This is a genomic window from Pedobacter sp. AC402 (genome assembly GCF_979252805.1).
The window spans coordinates 160,987-179,642 of record NZ_CEEDAI010000007.1; the positions used below are offsets into that span (position 1 = coordinate 160,987).

At 37.9% G+C, this 18,656-nt stretch carries 18 protein-coding genes; 6 read left to right on the forward strand and 12 right to left on the reverse strand.

Annotated features, from left to right (window positions below; genetic code table 11):
• Positions 1 to 33: 33 nt before the first annotated feature.
• The 3 genes from AC0IWE_RS07225 to AC0IWE_RS07235 form a co-directional block, all read right to left on the reverse strand.
• Positions 34 to 1,281, reverse strand: a complete 1,248-nt coding sequence (locus tag AC0IWE_RS07225; protein ID WP_471792529.1) for a DUF4374 domain-containing protein — start codon at positions 1,279 to 1,281, stop codon at positions 34 to 36.
• 16 nt (positions 1,282 to 1,297) lie between these two features.
• Complete coding sequence (locus AC0IWE_RS07230) at positions 1,298 to 2,584, reverse strand: TonB-dependent receptor domain-containing protein (protein ID WP_471792530.1); 1,287 nt, start codon at positions 2,582 to 2,584, stop codon at positions 1,298 to 1,300.
• A gap of 178 nt (positions 2,585 to 2,762) precedes the next feature.
• Positions 2,763 to 3,668 (reverse strand): carboxypeptidase-like regulatory domain-containing protein, encoded by a 906-nt coding sequence (locus AC0IWE_RS07235; protein WP_471792531.1) that lies wholly within the window; start codon positions 3,666 to 3,668, stop codon positions 2,763 to 2,765.
• A 272-nt stretch (positions 3,669 to 3,940) separates the two neighbouring features.
• On the opposite strand from AC0IWE_RS07235, the gene AC0IWE_RS07240 reads away from it, so the two are divergent.
• Complete coding sequence (locus AC0IWE_RS07240) at positions 3,941 to 4,522, forward strand: DUF4142 domain-containing protein (RefSeq protein WP_471792532.1); 582 nt, start codon at positions 3,941 to 3,943, stop codon at positions 4,520 to 4,522.
• A gap of 48 nt (positions 4,523 to 4,570) precedes the next feature.
• Here AC0IWE_RS07240 and AC0IWE_RS07245 read toward each other — a convergent pair whose 3' ends face one another.
• The gene (locus AC0IWE_RS07245; protein WP_055910377.1) at positions 4,571 to 4,954 is read right to left on the reverse strand and encodes a LytR/AlgR family response regulator transcription factor; all 384 of its coding nucleotides are present in this window, start codon (positions 4,952 to 4,954) and stop codon (positions 4,571 to 4,573) included.
• Positions 4,955 to 5,167: 213 nt separating this feature from the next.
• The gene (locus tag AC0IWE_RS07250; protein WP_471792533.1) at positions 5,168 to 5,845 is read right to left on the reverse strand and encodes a competence protein CoiA family protein; all 678 of its coding nucleotides are present in this window, start codon (positions 5,843 to 5,845) and stop codon (positions 5,168 to 5,170) included.
• 222 nt (positions 5,846 to 6,067) lie between these two features.
• Here AC0IWE_RS07250 and AC0IWE_RS07255 point away from each other — a divergent pair, with 222 nt between their 5' ends.
• The 3 genes from AC0IWE_RS07255 to AC0IWE_RS07265 all read left to right on the forward strand — a co-directional run bounded on the left by AC0IWE_RS07255 (position 6,068) and on the right by AC0IWE_RS07265 (position 9,748).
• Positions 6,068 to 6,286 (forward strand): DUF6965 family protein, encoded by a 219-nt coding sequence (locus AC0IWE_RS07255; RefSeq protein WP_055910370.1) that lies wholly within the window; start codon positions 6,068 to 6,070, stop codon positions 6,284 to 6,286.
• 176 nt (positions 6,287 to 6,462) lie between these two features.
• Positions 6,463 to 8,550 carry a phosphate acetyltransferase gene (gene pta / locus AC0IWE_RS07260; RefSeq protein WP_471792534.1) on the forward strand — a complete coding sequence of 696 codons (2,088 nt, stop codon included), beginning with the start codon at positions 6,463 to 6,465 and terminating at the stop codon, positions 8,548 to 8,550.
• Position 8,551: 1 nt separating this feature from the next.
• Entirely contained in the window at positions 8,552 to 9,748 is a 1,197-nt protein-coding gene (locus AC0IWE_RS07265; protein WP_471792535.1) for an acetate/propionate family kinase, read from the forward strand.
• Positions 9,749 to 9,796: 48 nt separating this feature from the next.
• Here AC0IWE_RS07265 and AC0IWE_RS07270 read toward each other — a convergent pair whose 3' ends face one another.
• Together AC0IWE_RS07270 and AC0IWE_RS07275 are read right to left on the reverse strand one after the other, a co-directional pair.
• A complete protein-coding gene (locus AC0IWE_RS07270) occupies positions 9,797 to 10,180 on the reverse strand; it encodes a VOC family protein (protein ID WP_471792536.1) in 384 nt (127 codons plus the stop codon).
• A gap of 182 nt (positions 10,181 to 10,362) precedes the next feature.
• Complete coding sequence (locus AC0IWE_RS07275) at positions 10,363 to 10,839, reverse strand: DinB family protein (protein WP_471792537.1); 477 nt, start codon at positions 10,837 to 10,839, stop codon at positions 10,363 to 10,365.
• Positions 10,840 to 10,950: 111 nt separating this feature from the next.
• Here AC0IWE_RS07275 and AC0IWE_RS07280 point away from each other — a divergent pair, with 111 nt between their 5' ends.
• Positions 10,951 to 12,024, forward strand: a complete 1,074-nt coding sequence (locus tag AC0IWE_RS07280; RefSeq protein ID WP_471792538.1) for an aminotransferase class V-fold PLP-dependent enzyme — start codon at positions 10,951 to 10,953, stop codon at positions 12,022 to 12,024.
• Here AC0IWE_RS07280 and AC0IWE_RS07285 read toward each other — a convergent pair.
• From AC0IWE_RS07285 to AC0IWE_RS07305, 5 genes are read right to left on the reverse strand one after another with little or no spacing between them, the layout of a single operon-like run.
• Positions 12,021 to 12,995: an L-histidine N(alpha)-methyltransferase gene (locus tag AC0IWE_RS07285; RefSeq protein WP_471792539.1), complete on the reverse strand. Its 975-nt coding sequence runs from the start codon at positions 12,993 to 12,995 to the stop codon at positions 12,021 to 12,023. The two genes, AC0IWE_RS07280 and AC0IWE_RS07285, sit on opposite strands and share 4 nt — an antisense overlap.
• A 7-nt stretch (positions 12,996 to 13,002) precedes the next feature.
• Entirely contained in the window at positions 13,003 to 14,154 is a 1,152-nt protein-coding gene (egtB, locus tag AC0IWE_RS07290; protein WP_471792540.1) for an ergothioneine biosynthesis protein EgtB, read from the reverse strand.
• Positions 14,154 to 15,725, reverse strand: coding sequence for an ABC transporter permease/substrate-binding protein (locus AC0IWE_RS07295; protein WP_471792541.1), 1,572 nt, complete (start codon positions 15,723 to 15,725; stop codon positions 14,154 to 14,156). Before AC0IWE_RS07295 ends, egtB begins: the two co-directional genes overlap by 1 nt.
• Entirely contained in the window at positions 15,718 to 16,677 is a 960-nt protein-coding gene (locus AC0IWE_RS07300; RefSeq protein ID WP_471792542.1) for an ABC transporter ATP-binding protein, read from the reverse strand. The genes AC0IWE_RS07295 and AC0IWE_RS07300 overlap by 8 nt, the downstream gene beginning before the upstream one ends.
• A gap of 2 nt (positions 16,678 to 16,679) precedes the next feature.
• The gene (locus tag AC0IWE_RS07305) at positions 16,680 to 18,062 is read right to left on the reverse strand and encodes a mercuric reductase (protein WP_471792543.1); all 1,383 of its coding nucleotides are present in this window, start codon (positions 18,060 to 18,062) and stop codon (positions 16,680 to 16,682) included.
• A gap of 205 nt (positions 18,063 to 18,267) precedes the next feature.
• Between AC0IWE_RS07305 and AC0IWE_RS07310 the strand changes: the two genes are divergently transcribed.
• Positions 18,268 to 18,408, forward strand: a complete 141-nt coding sequence (locus AC0IWE_RS07310) for a hypothetical protein (protein WP_157255431.1) — start codon at positions 18,268 to 18,270, stop codon at positions 18,406 to 18,408.
• The last annotated feature ends 248 nt before the right edge of the window (positions 18,409 to 18,656 follow it).

Below are 18,656 nucleotides of genomic sequence, written 5' to 3' on the forward strand. Positions count from 1 at the left end.
TCTGTTTTGTTTGTTGAGGTAATAATTTTGCGGTTATTTTAAATGTTGAACAGCTGTAATTACTCCGCCTTCAACTTTTAAGCCTCTGGTTGCAGTTGCTGTAGCAGCATCTATTTTGTATACGTAGCTGGTACCATCTGTTAAATTGAAACCCAGGTAGGCCAGTTTTCCATCTTTTGGGGTATAGTTGTTTGTAGTGATGCTTGATATGGCTGTTTCTGCAGGAAGGCCAGATACTTTTTTGAAGGTTTTATCAACCACGTTTAAAACGCCAATCGTTTTTCCATTTACATAGGCACCTTTGTTGGCTTTTAATACCGCATTTACGATGAAATTATTACCACCAATATAAATCCAGTTGGTAATTACATAACCACCTGATACAGATTCGAAATCAAGGAAATAGGTTAAATCGAATTCGGTTGTACCAGCTTTGATTTTTGTAATGGCAGATGGTTTGGTAGAGGTGATTTTAGAATCAGTAAGCACATCAGGGGTTTCAGTATTATCGTCAACAGCTACTGAGCTCGAAAATGCATAAACATCTCCATTTTCTACTACACCCAATCCATCGGTAAAATATCTTCCGATAAAACTGGTACGGTCGTCTTTAATTACTTTCTCCAATTTCATATCTGGATAAGAATAAACAGCTATCCATGCCGTATTTGGATATTTTGTCCAGAATCTGCTTCCGTTAATACAGAAAAACGGCGCGTAAACCTTATTTCCAACCTGTTTAATCCAGCTAAAGTGAGCAATTTCTCCGTTGTTTGCCGGTGCCAGGCCATCTAGTGTACCTTCGCCTGAAATTAAAAGGCTGTTGGTATTTACACGGTAAAAATTAGCTGTTGGGGCGGTTAGGTTTCTTGGAATTTTAACCAATAATAAGTCATCATTAACCGGTGCAAAAGCCTGTACGGTTTCGGTTTGGAAATTTGAAACCTTATTTAATTTACCAGCTAAAATATTGTAAGTGGTTACTGCTCCAGGATTTCCTTGTCCGTAAAGCATACTGAAGAACTTATTGTTGTGGGTAACATAGTAACGGTAAGTTCCGTCTTGCTCTACACCGTTTCCGGCAGTAGAAATGGTTCCTTTATCCAAATCGCTGGCAGTAAGCAAGTAATCTGCAACACCGGTAGAAGCAACAGGAGTTACTGCCAAAATATAATTCCCAGGGTTTTCGGGTACATTTTCACCTTCTTCTTTTTTTGAACAAGAACTAAGTACCGCAGCGAAAGCAAGCGCAATAAACGCTTTTGTAAAGTTTGTTTTCATATGAACTGATTTTATTTTAATTATTGATTTTATTAATGAAGTACCTAAGATTGAGGTAGAATGCCCTACCTGGTTTTTGAAGACTAAAATTGTCGAAGAGTTCCGCATTGGTAATGTTTTTGGCTTCAAGGCCAATATTATAGCGGCCTTGTTTTAAACTGTACACAAAGTTTAAATCATGGTTAAACTGCTGTGGGATCACTTTTTTATCACCTACAGCTCCCTGACTTGGCCAATAAAGCCAAAAAGCATGAACATATAACAGGTTATAGCCAATAGAGAGGTTATTGCCTTTGTGGCCAACGTTTTTTAATGAAACAGAAACATCACTATTGCCATACAGGTAAGGAATGTTTGGCATCTGATCGAGATACACATTACTTATATTGGTAAACTTTTCTCCTGTGCTTGGATTAATTTCATACTTCTGCAGATTTTTAAGATTCTGGTAGGTTAAGGTAGTACCAACGCTTAACCAGTTTTTATACGAATACCTGATTTCGGCATCACCACCTACCGTTCTTACCCCATCGCGGTTATCGGCTACCAATTTCGATTGATTTTGATTTAACCTGTTGTAGATAAAATTAGTGGCATTGCGGTATATGGCATTGGCAGTAAAAGAGAAATTGTGATCTTTATTTAAAGCAAAGCCATAGCTGAGGCCTAAATTAAAATTGTCGCTTTTTTCTGGTTTTAAACCTGGGTTTGCATCCTGGTTTTCTACATCACCAAAAATCTCCTGCGCTTCCGGCATCCGGTTGGTAAGCTCATAGGATGCTTTTAACTGCATATTCCGGTTTACGAAATAAGTTACCGCTGTACCATAACCCAACCGCTCAATATTGTTTTTACCAGCTGTGCTGCCACTTCCGTTAACATTAGCCTGGTTAATGTATTTCCCGAACAATGTTGCACTCCAACGGTCTCTAACATCGAAACTATAACCAAGGCCCAATACGTTTTTATTGGTTTTACGGGGCCTTTCATAATCTGCATTGGTAGGATTTAACTCATCACTTCCCTTACGGTTAAAGGTTGTAAATACATTACTTAAGGCTACCGATTGGTGATCATCTATTTTATAATTCAACATGGTTGTTGCCAGGCCATTGTTGTTTTTGTATTTGTATAAACTGCGCGAACGCTCGCCATTTGTTCCGTTTGGTTTACTGTTTCCGTACCAATCGTAGCGTACATTTAAAGTATCTATATTTTGCTCGGTACCTAAATTGTAATTGGCATTAATGGTTAGGTCTAAACCCTTAATCAGGTTCTCTTTTTTATATTTTAGTGTAGGCATAAGAATGTTGCCCTGCGGTGCCAACCACCAAAAACAGAAACCATCCTGGCACCAGTTTGAATTTCCTTATAATTTTGACCTACTGTTATGCCAAACAAAAGCTTATCTGCATAACTTTTACCCACAACACCTACATTTGCAATTAAGGTTTCGTTATGGTAAGTATCATTAAATCTTCTTAAAGCGGCTTTTGGCGCATAGAAGCTTCAGTATAAATGTCTGATGCTTCTACATTAACTTTATAATCATTATCCGAATAATTCTGGAAAGCGTTTAATTGATAAGTTAAGCCACTTCTTGATGTTACTGCTGCATTAATTACGCTCCTATGCGTATTAAATGAGCCAAAAGAGTAAGAAGCATCAATATAATTGCGGTAACGATCGCCAGTTACAATATTGATAGCACCACCCAAAGCATCTGATCCCAGCCACATCGGCACTACACCTTTATACACCTCAATTCTATCAGCAATGTTGATTGGAATATTATTGATCTGAAATGAAGATCCAAAATTATCCATCGGGATGCCATCGATAAAATAGCGCACATGATTACCAGAAAAACCATTTAATGAAAGGTTAAAATTCGAACCAACGCCTCCCGATTCCCTCACCCTTATACCCGCTACACGATCTAATGCACCAGAAATATCAAGCGTGGTGTTGTACAACTTCTTAGCGTCGACAGCTGTTACGTTAAAGGCCTGCCTGTTTACTTCCTGACTGGATGTTCTGCCGATAACGTTTACGGTTTCCATCTGCTCTGAGGATTCTGACAAGCTAAAATTTAAAGCTATTGTTTGTCCATCAGTAATAGTGATTTCCTTTTTTTGCGTTTTAAATCCAATAGCGGATACCTGTAGTGTATAGCGACCAGAAACCATGTTTAAGATTTTAAACTCACCTCGTTGATCCGTTAAAGTACCATAATTGCTTTTGTGGATTTTAATTGTAGCCCCTGGAAGCGGAGTTCCATCGCTGGTTTTGATTTGCCCCGAGATACCCGAGAGTCGATTTTGGGCAGAAGCAAAAATTACACAGGCACATAGCATGCCCAATAGCAAAATTTTCTTAATTTGCATGGCTTTTAATGGAGATTAAAGGTGAGCCGGATTTCCGGTTAGCCACACGGGTCCGAACCGTGTGGCATTTTTATTTTTGGCAAATATAGCCTCTATTTAGATCAAGTCCAAATAACAATTGCAACATATCTGTTTTGTTTAAGCCTTTTCCCTGCGAAAAAGATTATATACAGCTGATAAACTGAACTTTACTCCTCCTTAAATAATTAGAAAAAAGTTAAAAACCGTTTACAGCATGTGTATGTTATGTACATACAACAAAACCAGTAAATATGAAAAAGTTAATGTATGTAATGGCAATTTCTGCCCTGGCTTTTCAGGCCTGTGGCGGCGGAAATAAAGATGCCAAAGAAAGTGCCGACAGTTTGAATATGGCAAAAGATACCACCACCAATGCTGCTGCAACAGGCGGAATTGCGGTAGATGAAGCCGATTCTAAATTTACCACTCAGGCAGCCGTAGGTGGTATGGCCGAAGTGGAATTGGGTAAAATGGCATTAGAAAAAAGCAGCAACCCACAGGTTAAAGAGTTTGCAACCATGATGGTTAAAGATCATGGTATGGCAAATACAGAACTAATGGCCATTGCAAAACAAAAAAACATTACATTACCAAGTACTGTTGATGATGAGCATAAGAAAAAAATCGACGACCTGAGTAAAAAAACAGGAGCAGATTTTGACAAAGCTTATGTAAGTGCAATGGTAGACGGACACAAATCGACCCTTAAATTAATGGAAGATGAATCCAAAAATGGAAAAGATGCCGACCTAAAAGCATTTGCTACCAAAACAGCACCAATTGTACAAACCCACTTGGTGATGATTAACAAAATTAATGATAGCATTAAATAGGCTATGCTTACCTTTTAAAGTGGTTGTTTACAACCACTTTAATTTTTATTATCGCTTATCTCTCCTCGTCAGTTCCAAAATTGTCGAATTTATTTTCTCAAAGGTTATGGGTTTTACAATAAACCTGTCGCAATATACATTAAAGGCATCAAGCGCATATTTTTCGTGGAAGGTAATAAAAACAAGGTATTTTACATGATCCCTCAATAGTTTTGCAATATCCAATCCTGAAACTTCCATCCCAATATCAAGGAACAAGAAATCTATCTCCTGCATTTCTCTAATTGCTAAAACCCCATCAATTGGGTCTGTAAAAGTGGCGGTAACATTTAGGTTTTCAATACGATCGATAAAATTATTTAAAATACTGATACTAATTTCGTCATCATCTATAATGATGCATGTTTGTTGAGCGGCATTAATTGAGTGCATTATGATTAAGCGTTTTGCTTAATAAGCCAAGAAACATGCCTAAATCTTTTGAAAAAAGCCTGTAGGAGTAAAGAATAATTTTAAAAATTCGATTTTATAGTTATTAATTAAAATCGAATCCATTAAAAATTCTGTTAAAAGTCATTTTTACGGAATAATTATGTACTTAAACAATTACAAATTTGTATTAATACACCTTAACACGATCATTTCTTATTGTTCAGGAGGGGTATGCCAATTGATAAAAGTTTTTCTGCTAATCATTTTTAAATATGGATAATTTCCATTCGATTGCTTTCTTTGTCTAAGTTCGTATAAAAAATGTCCACCTAAGTCTACAATTATTTTCGCAGTAGCTAAATACCATACACTATGCGGTTGTTTCCAACAGAAAGAATATAAATCAGAAGTGAATTTAGTATCCTTTAGTTCCGGATGATAAAAATTGAGTATTTTAGGATTTATAACACCCTGTAATACATCGTTTTTTCTTACCATCGATAAATGATCGGAATGGCAAAATTCATAATCGGCAAGTTTCGGATCATCTACATCAGGTAAATGTTTCAAAATTTTAAATCCTTTAAACTTTTTGCCATTTAATACCCAAATCAGATTTGGATAAAAGGCTTCCCTGCTATTTAATTCGGCAACTGTAATTGGCGAATTTTGAAATTCGATGGTATAGCCTGACGGTGTAAAAACATCTGCGCGATGAATATCGGTATTGGCGGCATCATAAAAAGCAACCTCTCTGAATGAGGGTGGAAAAGCCAGTTTCCAATCGCGGTGCCAGGCGGTTTCTTTGCGGTAATATACTTTTCCAAGTGATGAAACATCCTGAATGATCTCAGGATGAGGGATATTTTTATTCACTTCACTTTTGTTCATTCTTCATTAAGGATTAGAATGCCGGATAATTTAATTAGGGAATTGCAAATTTAAACTAAAATTTTTAGCACCAAACAACATTTAAAAAAAATAACCATTAGAAGAGCAATCACTTAAAAAAGGTATTCTTTTTAAAATTTATTTAGATTGAACCCGAGATAGATAAGCGATAAAGCTTTATTTTATTTCACATCAGTTGTTTCATAATGATAACTTTGCGTTATGACCATCCAAGAAGTACAGCAGTTAGAGGATTTTTTTACACAGGCCGGAAAACAACAGGTTCCTATTTATCTTAACCAAGCTACCATAATTACAGATTATGAACATTTCCTGGAAAGCCATTTTATGCCGCTTCGGCTTAATCCGGATGCAAAAGTGAATTTACCGCTTATTCACAGACTAAAAATGCTAAAGTTACTTATCGAATCGAACGCTTAAAGGTATAGCTTCTCCACTTTTTGATCATCAAATCTATCGTTGTGGCGATTGCTTTAAAGTCATTTTAACGGCAGTTTTTCATTTGCATTTAAAACTTAGGCTGCTTTAGTTTTTAAAATAAATATTTCCAACTATATTGGCCATTGTTGGTTATTCCTATAATTGATCCCTATTTTATGACTAAAAATATTTTTATTGCTTCAGCCGAACCCTACACCGGAAAATCAGTAATCGCTTTCGGCATGATTAACATGTTGTTGGCAAAAACTCAAAAAGTGGGCTATTTTAAGCCTATTATAGCACAGGATGATCCAAATCAAAAAGATGAACATGTAGAAGCCATGCTTGATTATTTTTCGCTTCCTGTTAAATATGAGGATGCTTTTGCTTTTACCCGGCAAGAAATGCTGCATCAATCAGAAGATAGCGGAATAATTATCAATACCATCATTAGTAAATATAAAAAACTAGAAGATAATTATGATTTTACAGTAATTGAGGGTAGCGACTTTTTAGGTGAAGGCATGGCTTTCGAATTTGAATCGAACGCTTTAATGGCCAAAAACCTTGGTGCTCCTGTATTAATTGTGGTATCGGGAAAAAACAAAACGGCGAGCCAGCTTTTTAAAACTGCCATTAACATTTACCGTAACTTTTTACTGCGCGATGTACAGGTTTTGGGCGTGGTGGCCAATATGGTAAATCCTGAGGAGGCCGATCGGATAAAACAGGCTTTAACCAACCAATTGCCTGCTGAATTGCTTATTGCAGTAATCCCTACCGAAACAGGACTGCAAAGCCCAACCATGAAAGAAATTGCATTGGCTTTAGGTGGCGAGGTACTTTTCGGATCTGAATTGCTTGATAACCAGGTTGATAATTTTGTTACCGGAGCGATGATGTTGCCAAACTTTTTAAGGCACATTAAAGATAATCTGTTGATTGTAACGCCCGGCGATCGTGGTGATATCATTATTGGGGCTTTACAGGCTAATTTATCTGCCAATTACCCAAAAATTGCAGGGATTGTTTTAACAGCGGGGAGTTTACCTGATGAACCAATTATTAAACTGATTGAGGGTTTACAGACCATTATTCCGATTATTTCGGTACAGAAAGGCACTTTCGAAACCACCACTACAATTGGCGGTATCCATTCAAAAATAACGATTGAAAACAAGAAAAAGATCGCCACTGCGATTGAGCTTTTCGAAAAATATGTAGATATAAAAGCTTTAGACGATAAAATTATCACCTTTAGCTATCAGGGCATTACGCCGCATATGTTTCAATACCAATTGGTTAAATGGGCCAAGCGTGATAAAAAACATATTGTTTTGCCTGAAGGAAATGATGAACGCATTTTAAAAGCGGTAGAAAAATTAATTGCGCAAGACATTGTAGACCTTACCTTATTGGGCGATCCGGTTGAAATTACCAATAGCATTAAACGGTTGGGATTGAATTTAGATACCAATGCAATAAAAATCCATAATCCCGGTCAGTCTGCACATTACAATGATTATGTAGATACGCTGCATGAGTTGCGCAAGGCTAAAAATGTAAACTTGGAAATGGCAAGGGATATGATGACTGATGTTTCTTATTTTGGTACCATGATGGTTTACAAAGGTGATGCTGATGGAATGGTTTCCGGAGCGGTGCATACTACCCAGCACACCATCAGGCCTGCCTTGCAATTTGTTAAAACCAAACCGGGAGTTTCAGTAGTTTCTTCGATATTCTTTATGTGTTTACCCGAGCGTGTGGCCATATTTGGCGATTGTGCGGTAAATCCCAATCCTACTGCGCAGCAACTGGCAGAAATCGCCATTTCGTCAGCAGAAAGCAGTGCGAAATTTGGCATTGAGCCGCGCATTGCAATGCTTTCTTATTCGTCTGGAACATCAGGTGAGGGTGAAGATGTAGAACGGGTACGCGAAGCCACCGCCATTGTTAAAGCAAAACATCCGGAACTGAAAATAGAAGGCCCAATACAATACGATGCCGCGGTTGATCCACTCGTGGGTAAGCAAAAACTTCCGGGTTCGGAGGTTGCAGGCCGGGCTAGTGTACTCATTTTCCCTGATTTAAATACGGGTAACAACACTTACAAAGCCGTGCAACGCGAAACCGGTGCATTGGCCATTGGCCCAATGTTGCAAGGTTTAAACAAACCAATAAACGATTTAAGCCGTGGTTGTACCGTAGATGATATTTTTAATACCGTTGTAATTACAGCGATCCAATGTCAAGATATTTAACATGAACATTTTAGTAATTAATTCAGGAAGCAGTTCCTTAAAATACCAGCTTTTTAAAATGCCAGAAAAAGCCCCTGTTTGCAGTGGTTTGGTAGAACGTATTGGCATTGAAGGTTCATTTATAAAACACACCGTTTACAAGGGAGCAGAAAAACACAGTATTGAAGAAACTGGTTTTATTGCCAACCATGGAGAAGGTTTAAAACAAGTGCTCACCTTGTTAACAGAAGGATTACTTGCGGTGATTAATAGTCCGGATGATATTGATGCAGTTGGACACCGTGTAGTGCATGGTGGCGAAAACTTTTCGGGTCCGGTAATTATAACTGATGAAGTAAAAAAGCTGATTAAAAAGCTATTTTCGCTGGCACCGCTCCATAATCCTGTTAATTACAAATGTATTGAGGTAGCAGAACAAACTTTTGTTAATGCCAGGCAAATTGCCGTATTTGATACTGCGTTCCATCAAACCATACCCGAGCAGACTTACCGCTATGCCATTCCCGAATGGTATTATAAAGAGCATAACATCAGGGTGTATGGTTTTCATGGTACAAGCCATAAATATGTAAGCGAACAGGCCATAAAATGGTTAAACAAGTCGCACAGTAAAATTATCAGTATCCATCTGGGCAATGGCTGCAGCATTACAGCCATAAAAGACGGTAAATCTATCGATACCAGTATGGGTTTTGGCCCATTAAGTGGATTAATGATGGGTACACGTTCCGGAGATATTGATCCTTCGGTTATTTTCCATTTAATGGAGCATGCGGGTTATACCTTGGAGCAATTGAGTACCCTGGTTAATAAACAATCAGGTCTTTTAGGTGTAGGTGGCTCGAGCGATATGCGTGATATCAGAAAACTGGTAAGCGAAGGAAATCAAGCGGCTGTTTTAGCCCTAAAACTGTACGCTTACAGGATTAGGAAATTTATTGGTGCTTATGCAGCAGTGTTAAATGGTATTGATTCGGTGATATTTACTGCGGGGGTTGGCGAAAATGATAGCAATATGCGAGAGGCCGTATGTGCTGAACTCAATTACCTTGGTATTGAATTGGATCACGCTCAAAATATTGCATACAAAGGCGAATTAAAAGAAATTAATACTGTTAATTCGAAAGTTAAGATTTTGGTAATACCCACAAACGAGGAATATGAAATTGCTTATCAGTGTTTTGGACTTTTAGCATAATAAATCCGAAGTTGGCCTTGTGCGAACTTCGGAAGTTTGTTAAAGCTTTTAAGCCATTTCCAGAATAGATAATATATTACCGGAAGGATCTCTAAACCAGGCAATATTTGGTCCTCCATTTCCGCGGGATATACCCTTTTCATCAGTTTTAACCGTGTCCTGATTGTAAATCTCGAATTGCACCCCTTTTGCTATAAGTTCATCCACAGTTTGATCTATATTATCAACCGGAAAATTAAGCACAGTAAACGTTGCCGGAACGTGATTGGGCTTTGGATATAGTAATACATTAGTTGAGCCAGATATTACTAACTCAATCAATCCCATCGGGTTATCTTTAACCTCAATACCCAATATCCCCTGGTAAAAATCTTTTGCTTTCTGTAAATCATCTACAGAAAATGAGCTGAATGCTTTGTAATTTTGTAACATAGTTATTTAATTAATTCAGTTATGTAAAATCGCATAATTAAATGTAGCGGGTTATTTTTACAAATTTTGGTTGCATAAGCGTCAATATTAAGGCCTGAATGAGACATCTTTCTCAGCGATGTTTTTGTGCAATACAAACAAATTTAAATCCGAATTACCGGTGTAAATCTGTGATGAAACACTTAACTTTTCCATGCCCCCAATAAACGCCTGATGACTACAATTTCAGCAATATGATAAGCATTATGATCGGCAATCTGCAAAGCTTCACGCAATATACTTTGTCCATCGCCATGTGGAATTGCCTCAAATAAATCAGCAGCATCCAAAAGCGCAAAAAATTCATTTAAATCGCTATCAATCTGTTTCAGTGTATTGTTCCAGGCTGCTTCATCTGTTGGAGCAAGCGCTTCAGGCCAATATTCATCGGGCCATTTTGGCGATTGGTGCGAACCGTCTTTACTAAATTCGAGCATATCCCATTGGGCAATTTTTATGTGTTCTACCAGTTGCCAAATGCTATAAGGCAAATTGTGGGGCTTTTCTCCTAATAAACTAAATGGCAGATCGGCAACGGCATCTTTAAAACCTACATGGGCCCCTCCTCCGTTTAATAGCTTTTTCAGTTCTGTAATCAGTATTGATGTTTGATTTTCCATAGTAACGTCTAGAATTGTATAAATAACAATCGTGTTTCTCATAGGTTTGTATAAAATTCAGTTTAAAAACTTAGACTGTTTGTTTTATACGTATTTCTGCTAATTTTGAGCATGAACCTATCTTTTCCGATCCTCGAAGCTTATACTTATCTCAATACTGCAAATGCGGGCATCTTATCTCAAAATATTGCAGCCTGGAGAACCAAACATGATGATGATTTTATTGCCGGAGGAAGCATGTTCAGAACAGAAAACCTGCCATTAATCGATAAGCTGAGAAATACTATTAGCGGCCTTTTCGGATCGAAAACTGAAAACACCTTTCTTGTTCAAAATTTCTCGGTCGGGTTTAATACTTTGTTGGCCGGATTGGATAAAAACCATCGTTTTCTGTTGCTGGAAGAAGAATATCCGTCAGTGAGTTATCCTGTATGCAGTGGTGGTTTCGAATACCGTACAGTGGCAATTGATAAAAATTTAGAGGAAAATATTATTCACGCAATTGATACTTTTAAGCCCACAGTATTTGCATTTAGCATGGTGCAGTACATCAGCGGATTAAGAATGGACGATGAATTTATTCAGAAACTTAAAAGTAACTACCCTAAACTTTTATTAGTTGGTGACGGCACACAGTTTACAGGCACAACAGCGTTTGATTTTGAAAAATCAGGATTGGATGCCTTGATTGGAAGTGGTTATAAATGGCTTTTAGGTGGCTTTGGAAATGGATATGTTTTTCTTTCTGATCAAATGAAAGAGGCAGTTTACAGCCAAAAGAAACTGGCAGAATTACCCAAAGCTCCATTTTTGAAGGGAAAAATTCATTTATCAATGTGTTTTGAACCGGGGCATTTGGATACGTTAAACTTTGGTGCATTAAACGAAAGTTTAGCGGAGCTTGCTGCAATCGGTTTCGATTCGATTGAGAAACTGACACAAACGTTAAGCAACAAAGCCAGATTAGAATTAAATTCGAGGGGTTTAATACCAGACTGGATGCTGGATAGAAAATACCAATCAACTATTATGAGTATGCCGTTGCATGAAAACAAAGTAAACCAACTTGCCGAGGCAAAAATAATATGTTCGCCCAGGGGAACGGGAACCCGGATTTCGTTCCATTTTTACAATACAGAGGAAGATTTAAACCGCCTTTTAACAGTTTTGGATGGCAGAAATTAATCTACCTTCCAAATGGCATCTACAAAGTATTGATTTTGATCGAAAAAGCGTTGAAGCGGCTTAAATCCTGTTTTTTCAGCCAATTGATCAATATCAGCAAGTGAATATTTTTGTGATATCTCCATGTAAACATGTTCATTTTCAGCAAAATGTATGGCCTGGTGGCCAATGTTCACAATCTGGTTTTTTAAACTGATGAGGTAACTTTTACAGGCACCTGATGCTGGATCGTAACTTGCATAATGATCAAAATATTCGAGATTAAAATTACCATCGAGTTCTTTATTAATGCGGTTGAGCAGGTTAAGGTTAAACGATTTTGTAATACCCGCCTGATCATTATAGGCTGCAAGGATTTTTTGAGGGTTTTTCTTCAGGTCGAAGCCAATAATTAAAAAATCGTTGGGTGAAAGTATCTCTTTTAACGAAATACAGAATTTTTCGGCATCGGCGATATTCATGTTTCCGATGTTTGCACCCATAAACAATACTACTTTCCTACGGTTTGATAGTTCTGCAGCCCTTTTGAGCATGTCAAAATAATCGCCATTTAAGCCAGTCATATTTAAGCCCGGAAGCTTTTTCGGAAGGTTTTCTTCAAGATCATCAATTACATGTGCTGAAATATCGATGGGTAAATAACTAAACTCCAAATTGCTGTTCATCAATGAACTAAGCAGATGTATAGATTTTGTGGCATCCCCGGCTCCCAATTCAATCGGATCAAAAGAACTCCCATCTGCAGCAATTGCCTGCGAAAGCTGATCGGCCTGATATTGAAGGATCTCCATTTCGGCATTTGTTAAATAATATTCCTCCATATCCATAATCTGTTGAAAAATACGGTCTCCGGTAGCATCATAAAAATACTTGGAAAGCATAAATTTCGGTTCAGATTGCAAACCCGTTAAGGTTTCTTGAAGGAACTGTGTTTTTTGGTCTGTTGTTGTTTCGATAGTGGTGGTGGTCATATCTATACTATTTTACCAGGCGGAGGCCTGTATATTGCCATCTTAAATGTGGGTGAAAGAAATTTCGATAAGTGATTCTCGAATGGTTATCGGGTGTAGCTATTGATGCGCCCCGAAGTACTTTTTGGTTAACCATAAACTTACCATTGTACTCGCCTATTGCGCCTGGTGCTTTGCTAAAACCGGGATAAGGCAGATATGCACTTTCTGTCCACTCCCACCGTTCGCCCCAGTTGAAGTTTTGTGCAGCAATTTCCCATTCGAACTCTGTGGGCAAACGCATACCTTTCCAGCTTGCAAAAGCATAGGCTTCGTAATAACTGATGTGCGTTACCGGGGCATTTAGATCAACAGGTAAAAGGCCGCTTAATGTATAATTGAACCATTTTGCATCAATTAAATGCCAATACATGGGTGAGGTAATGTGGTTGGTTTTTAACCAATCCCAACCTTCAGCATGCCAGTAATTAAAGTTTTCATAACCTCCGGCTTCAATAAATTGAATAAATTCGGCATTGCTTACCAATGTTTTACTGATGGAGAAATTTTGCAGGTAAACTTTGTGCCTGTTCAGTTCATTATCGAAACTGAAATCATTTCCGTTATAGCCAATTTCATAAATACCTTCTTTAATATCAATAAAACCATCATCCCCATTATTGTGATGCAAAACTTCCTTTTTAAGCGTAGAATATACTGGAAAGAGTGGATTATTGCCCAAAATGTATTTAATATCAGTAAGCAAAAGTTCCTGATGTTGTTGTTCGTGGTTAAAACCTAAAACCAATAACGCTTTAATTTCATCGCTAATTGGTTGAGTTAAAAATTTTACCATGGCTTTATCTACGTAAGCCCTGTACTGGTAAATTTCATTTACACTCGGGCGGCTTAAATTTCCGCGGTCTGTACGGATTACCCGATTGCCTACAGTTTCATAATAACTATTAAAAACAAAATTATAATCATCGTTATATACCTGGTAATTAATAGCAAACGGCTTTAATATAAAGGTTTCGAAGAACCAGGTAGTATGCCCCAAATGCCATTTCGGAGGACTTACATCTGCCACAGGCTGTACCACATAATCTTCTGTTTGCAGTGGATCGCAAATTTGTTCGGAGCATTTCCTTATCTCCAAGTATTCTTCTGCCAGTGTCATTAATTTTTATCTAGATAGTTTTTAAGATCTGTGATGGTATTAACATTCAGATCTTTTGATTGTTTTCGCCGCATCATTAATGCATAAGAATTGTTAAAACCAATAGGTTTAAGCCATTTGATTTTGAATTTCTTTTCAAATTCTGCCGATACATAATTGTAGGTTTTTTCTTTATCGTGAGCCATTTCTTTTGCTACTTTTGCATCTGGCTGCAGCAAAACCAGCAAGCCGGTTCCGGTATATTCAGGATAAAAATCGATCTGGTTATTGGTTAGTGCATCAAAGCATATCTTAGTACCGCCAAGTCCTGTTTTTGTTGATACATCGTAATCTGTGTAGCCTTTAATCAGCATACTGTACATTTCTGCGAGGATATATTGCTCACCAAAAATTTTGGAACCAATTCTTATTGTGCCGTTATGGCCATTTTTAGGGGCTTTATATAACCCGATACTGATCAGGAAATCTTTAGCTACCCGTTCTGGAGACTGGTGCAGGTAATCCGTTTTATAGTTTAGATCGGTCATCGCAGCATCTGTAATTTTATCTGCAAGGAGATTTAATGTTTCCTCCAACGCAGGAAATTGCTTTAATGCTTCGTTCCGAACTATTGGTGCTGCATAATATGGTGGAAAAATGTTTTTATCATCTTTAAGAATTTTAAGGCCGAAAGCTTTTAAACGGCCATCGGTAGAATAACCACTAATTACATCGAGTTCTTTAGCGTAAGCTGCTTTATACATTACCGCATCACTGATTACGATGGTATGAATCTTTAAACCATATACCGATCTTAAGCCTAGATCTCCATCTTGCCTGCCCATAAATTCATGGGTAAATCCGGCTGTTAGCGTAGAACCATAAGCAGATGGGAGCGCGTAAAAACCACCCAAAAATAAAATTACAACAGGAAAAACATAGAGTGCCCGCCTTAACTTTTTAAAATTCATTTTCTGAATTAATGAAAGTAAAGCATCCAGAATAATTGCAAGCAGTGCCGCGGGGATTGCTCCTGCAAGGATCATGTTGGTATTATTAAGCGAAATGCCTCCAAAAATAAACTCTCCCAATCCGCCGGCGGCAATAAAAGAGGCCAGTGTGGCTACACCAACATTAATTACCGTAGCGGTACGGATGCCCGCCAAAATTACCGGCATGGCTAAGGGCAATTCTACTTTTAATAAAATCTGACTTCTGCTCATCCCCATAGCCCTTGCAGCTTCTTTTATATGCTGATCAATACCAATAATACCCGTATAGGTATTGCGGATAATGGGCAAAAGAGCATAAATAAGCAAGGCCACAATGGCGGGCTTGGCACCTATACCCAAAACAGGAATCATAAAACCCAATAAGGCAATACTCGGAATGGTTTGCAGCACACCTGCAATACCCAAAACTGTACCCGAAAGCTTTCTTTTTCGTGCTATTAAGATACCCAGAGGCAAACCAATGGCTATGGCCAGTAAAAGTGAAATAAAAGTTAAACCTACATGCTGCAAGGTTTGGTTAAGCAATTTATCAGATTGCCCCTGCATAAACTGCCATAAGGTTTGCTGTTGTTCATTCATGCGGTTGCGAAGTTTGAAACTGATTAAAACCTTGTGTCAATTGCTCAAAAGTAACCGTTTTGCTTTCCTTATTATCGGCAGATATTAACAATTCAGACCTGTCGGTATTCCTAAGCAATTCCATAGCTTCCCATATATTAAGGTTTGCCGGAAAGGCTTTTCCATCTTGTAGTGTTCCTTTAGGTAAAAACGACCAAATATCCTGTATATTAACCACTTTAAATTCTAAAGCAAGTTTTTGACTGGCTAAGAATTTCTTCGCAAAATCGTTCATCGGTTGATAGAGCAATTGTTTTGGTGTACCGATCTGAATAATTTTTCCTTTATCCATTAAACAGATCCTGCCTGCCAGTTCGAAAGCTTCCTGAACATCGTGTGTAACCATAACAATGGTTTTTCGTTTTAATTCCTCAAGTGCTTTAAACTCTTTTTGAATGCTGCTCCGGGTTACATTATCAAGTGCACCAAAGGGTTCATCCATTAACAATACTGCCGGGTTGGTAACCAAAGCACGTGCCAGGCCAACGCGTTGCTGCTGCCCGCCACTGAGTTGATGGGGAAACATTTTTAATACATTTTCAGGAAGATGAAGTTTACCAATAAGTTCTTGTGTACGGCTCTTGATTTTCTCCTTTTCCCACTGCAACAGTTTTGGTACTACAGCAATATTTTCGGCAATGGTATAATGCGGAAAAAGCCCGATGTTTTGCATCACATAACCAATGCCTTTCCGCAATACATCAGGGTTTTGATTGGTAATGTCGGCTCCATTGATGATAATCTGCCCGGTATCTGGCTCAATCAAACGGTTAATCATTTTTAAGGTAGTTGTTTTACCGCAACCACTTGTACCCAATAGTACGAGCGTTTCTTTTTCTTCTACTTTAAATGAAATGTTATTTACAGCCTGAGTATGGCCAAATTTCTTGCTTATCTCCTTGAGTTCGATCATATTTAATTGTCGAGTTTCATAAATAAGTTGTTCAACGATTCTGAATAGGTAGGATGCGCAAAAACACAATACCTGATTCTATCGTAAGTGATTCCGCCTTCAATGGCCATCTGCAAAACAGACATAATTTCTCCACCCTCTGAAGCTAATATGGCAGCACCTAATATCTCTTTTGTATCGGCATCTACCACGGCTTTCATCAGGCCAAGTGTTTCGCCTGTTTCTATGCCCCTGGCCACGCTCCTCATCGGAAGGACAGCTACTTTATAATTCAGTTTCTTTTCTTTTGCTTCTTTTTCCGAAATGCCAATTCGCCCGAGTTGTGGATCAGTAAACATGCAATAAGGCACCGGGCGATCGTGAATAGAATAATCGGTACCCTCAATCAGGTTGCGGTAAACTATGGTATAATCGTTATAAGCAATATGGGTAAACGCCGGACCTCCCTTTACATCACCAAGCGCATAAATTCCTTTTATGTTGGTTTCCAGTTTTTCATTAACCAGGATATGTCCGTGGTCATCGAGCTTTACGCCACAGTTTTCAAGTCCTAAATCTGCTGTTTGAGGCGTTCGGCCTACGGCAATCAACAAATGCGTTGCACTGATTTTTTTCTTGCGCTTACCGGAATGGAGCTCAATGTGAATCTGATTTTTGTCTTTTTCAATTTTATCGATTTCAACTCCGGTAATGAGTTCAATCTTTTCATCAGTTAAGATTTCGGTTAACGCTGATGAGATATCCTGATCTTCTTTAGCCAATATTCCGGTTGATTTTTCTAGAATGGTTACTTTACTTCCAAAACGGTTAAACATTTGTCCAAATTCGAGGCCGATGTAATTACCACCAATAACAACCAAATGCGCTGGAACGGATTCGAGATCTAAAATTGTTGTTGAGGTGAGGTAATCAATTTCATTTAATCCTTCAATATCCGGTATGGAGGTTTTTGCCCCTGTATTGATAAAAATTAAATCGGCAGTCAGTTTTTCTTCACCGCCGTTGTTGAGTGATATGGTAAGTTCTTTCTTTCCGCTAAACCTGGCTGTACCGAAGATAAGGTCAAGTCCTTTAGTGCCTTTAATGCCTTTTTCTGATGAAGACCTAAATTGTGTTACAATATCATCTTTACGCTGTTTAATCTTTTTAAAATCAATTTTCACAGTACCTACATCTACACCTAAATCAATAGCTTTTTTTGCCTGATATACGGCTCTTGCCGAGGCTACCATAGCTTTGGTTGGTGTACAACCATCGTTTATACAGGTACCACCAACAAGCCTTTTTTCGATAATGGCTGTTTTTTTACCCGCTTCGGCCAGTTTTTTAGCCAATGGAGTGCCAGCCTGCCCTGCTCCTATAATTATTGCATCATATTGTTTCATTGATTCTTAGGTTAAAAGGATTTGTTTTGTTCTGACACTTATAACCTCAATAGGTAGCTCAATGTTTGATCATGGCTAGTTATTATCTGATTAATCGAAAGAAAGTGCTCACCCTAAGTTCGAATAAAAAAGTTACAAACTATATTTAAAAAGCTACGTTAAATAAATGTAGACAATTAATTGACAAACATAAATTACCGAAGCCATGTATACTCAATCGACAGAAAACACGAACCTAACCGTTTATATTCAGGATGATCATTCGATCGAAGACAAAAGAGAAATTTTATTAAATGGTTTATTAGATAACCTGAACAGCGAAACTGAATCGTTAATTAGAGAGTAATTGATAGGTTTTATTTTGTGAAATTTAGGGCGCGTTAAGGTTTCAGGTTAAACTAATAACAAATACTTGAATCATTATTTCGATTGTAGCAAGTCTATTTTTCATTAGGTAGCTGAACGGAGAAATCTAATTTAAAAGATTTCTCTGTTTCGTTGCACTCCGCTCGAAATGACTTGCAGCAATTTAATAAATTAAAACTTATCGCCCTAAATTTATTTCAGAACGTTTGAATAATTTAATTACAGCAT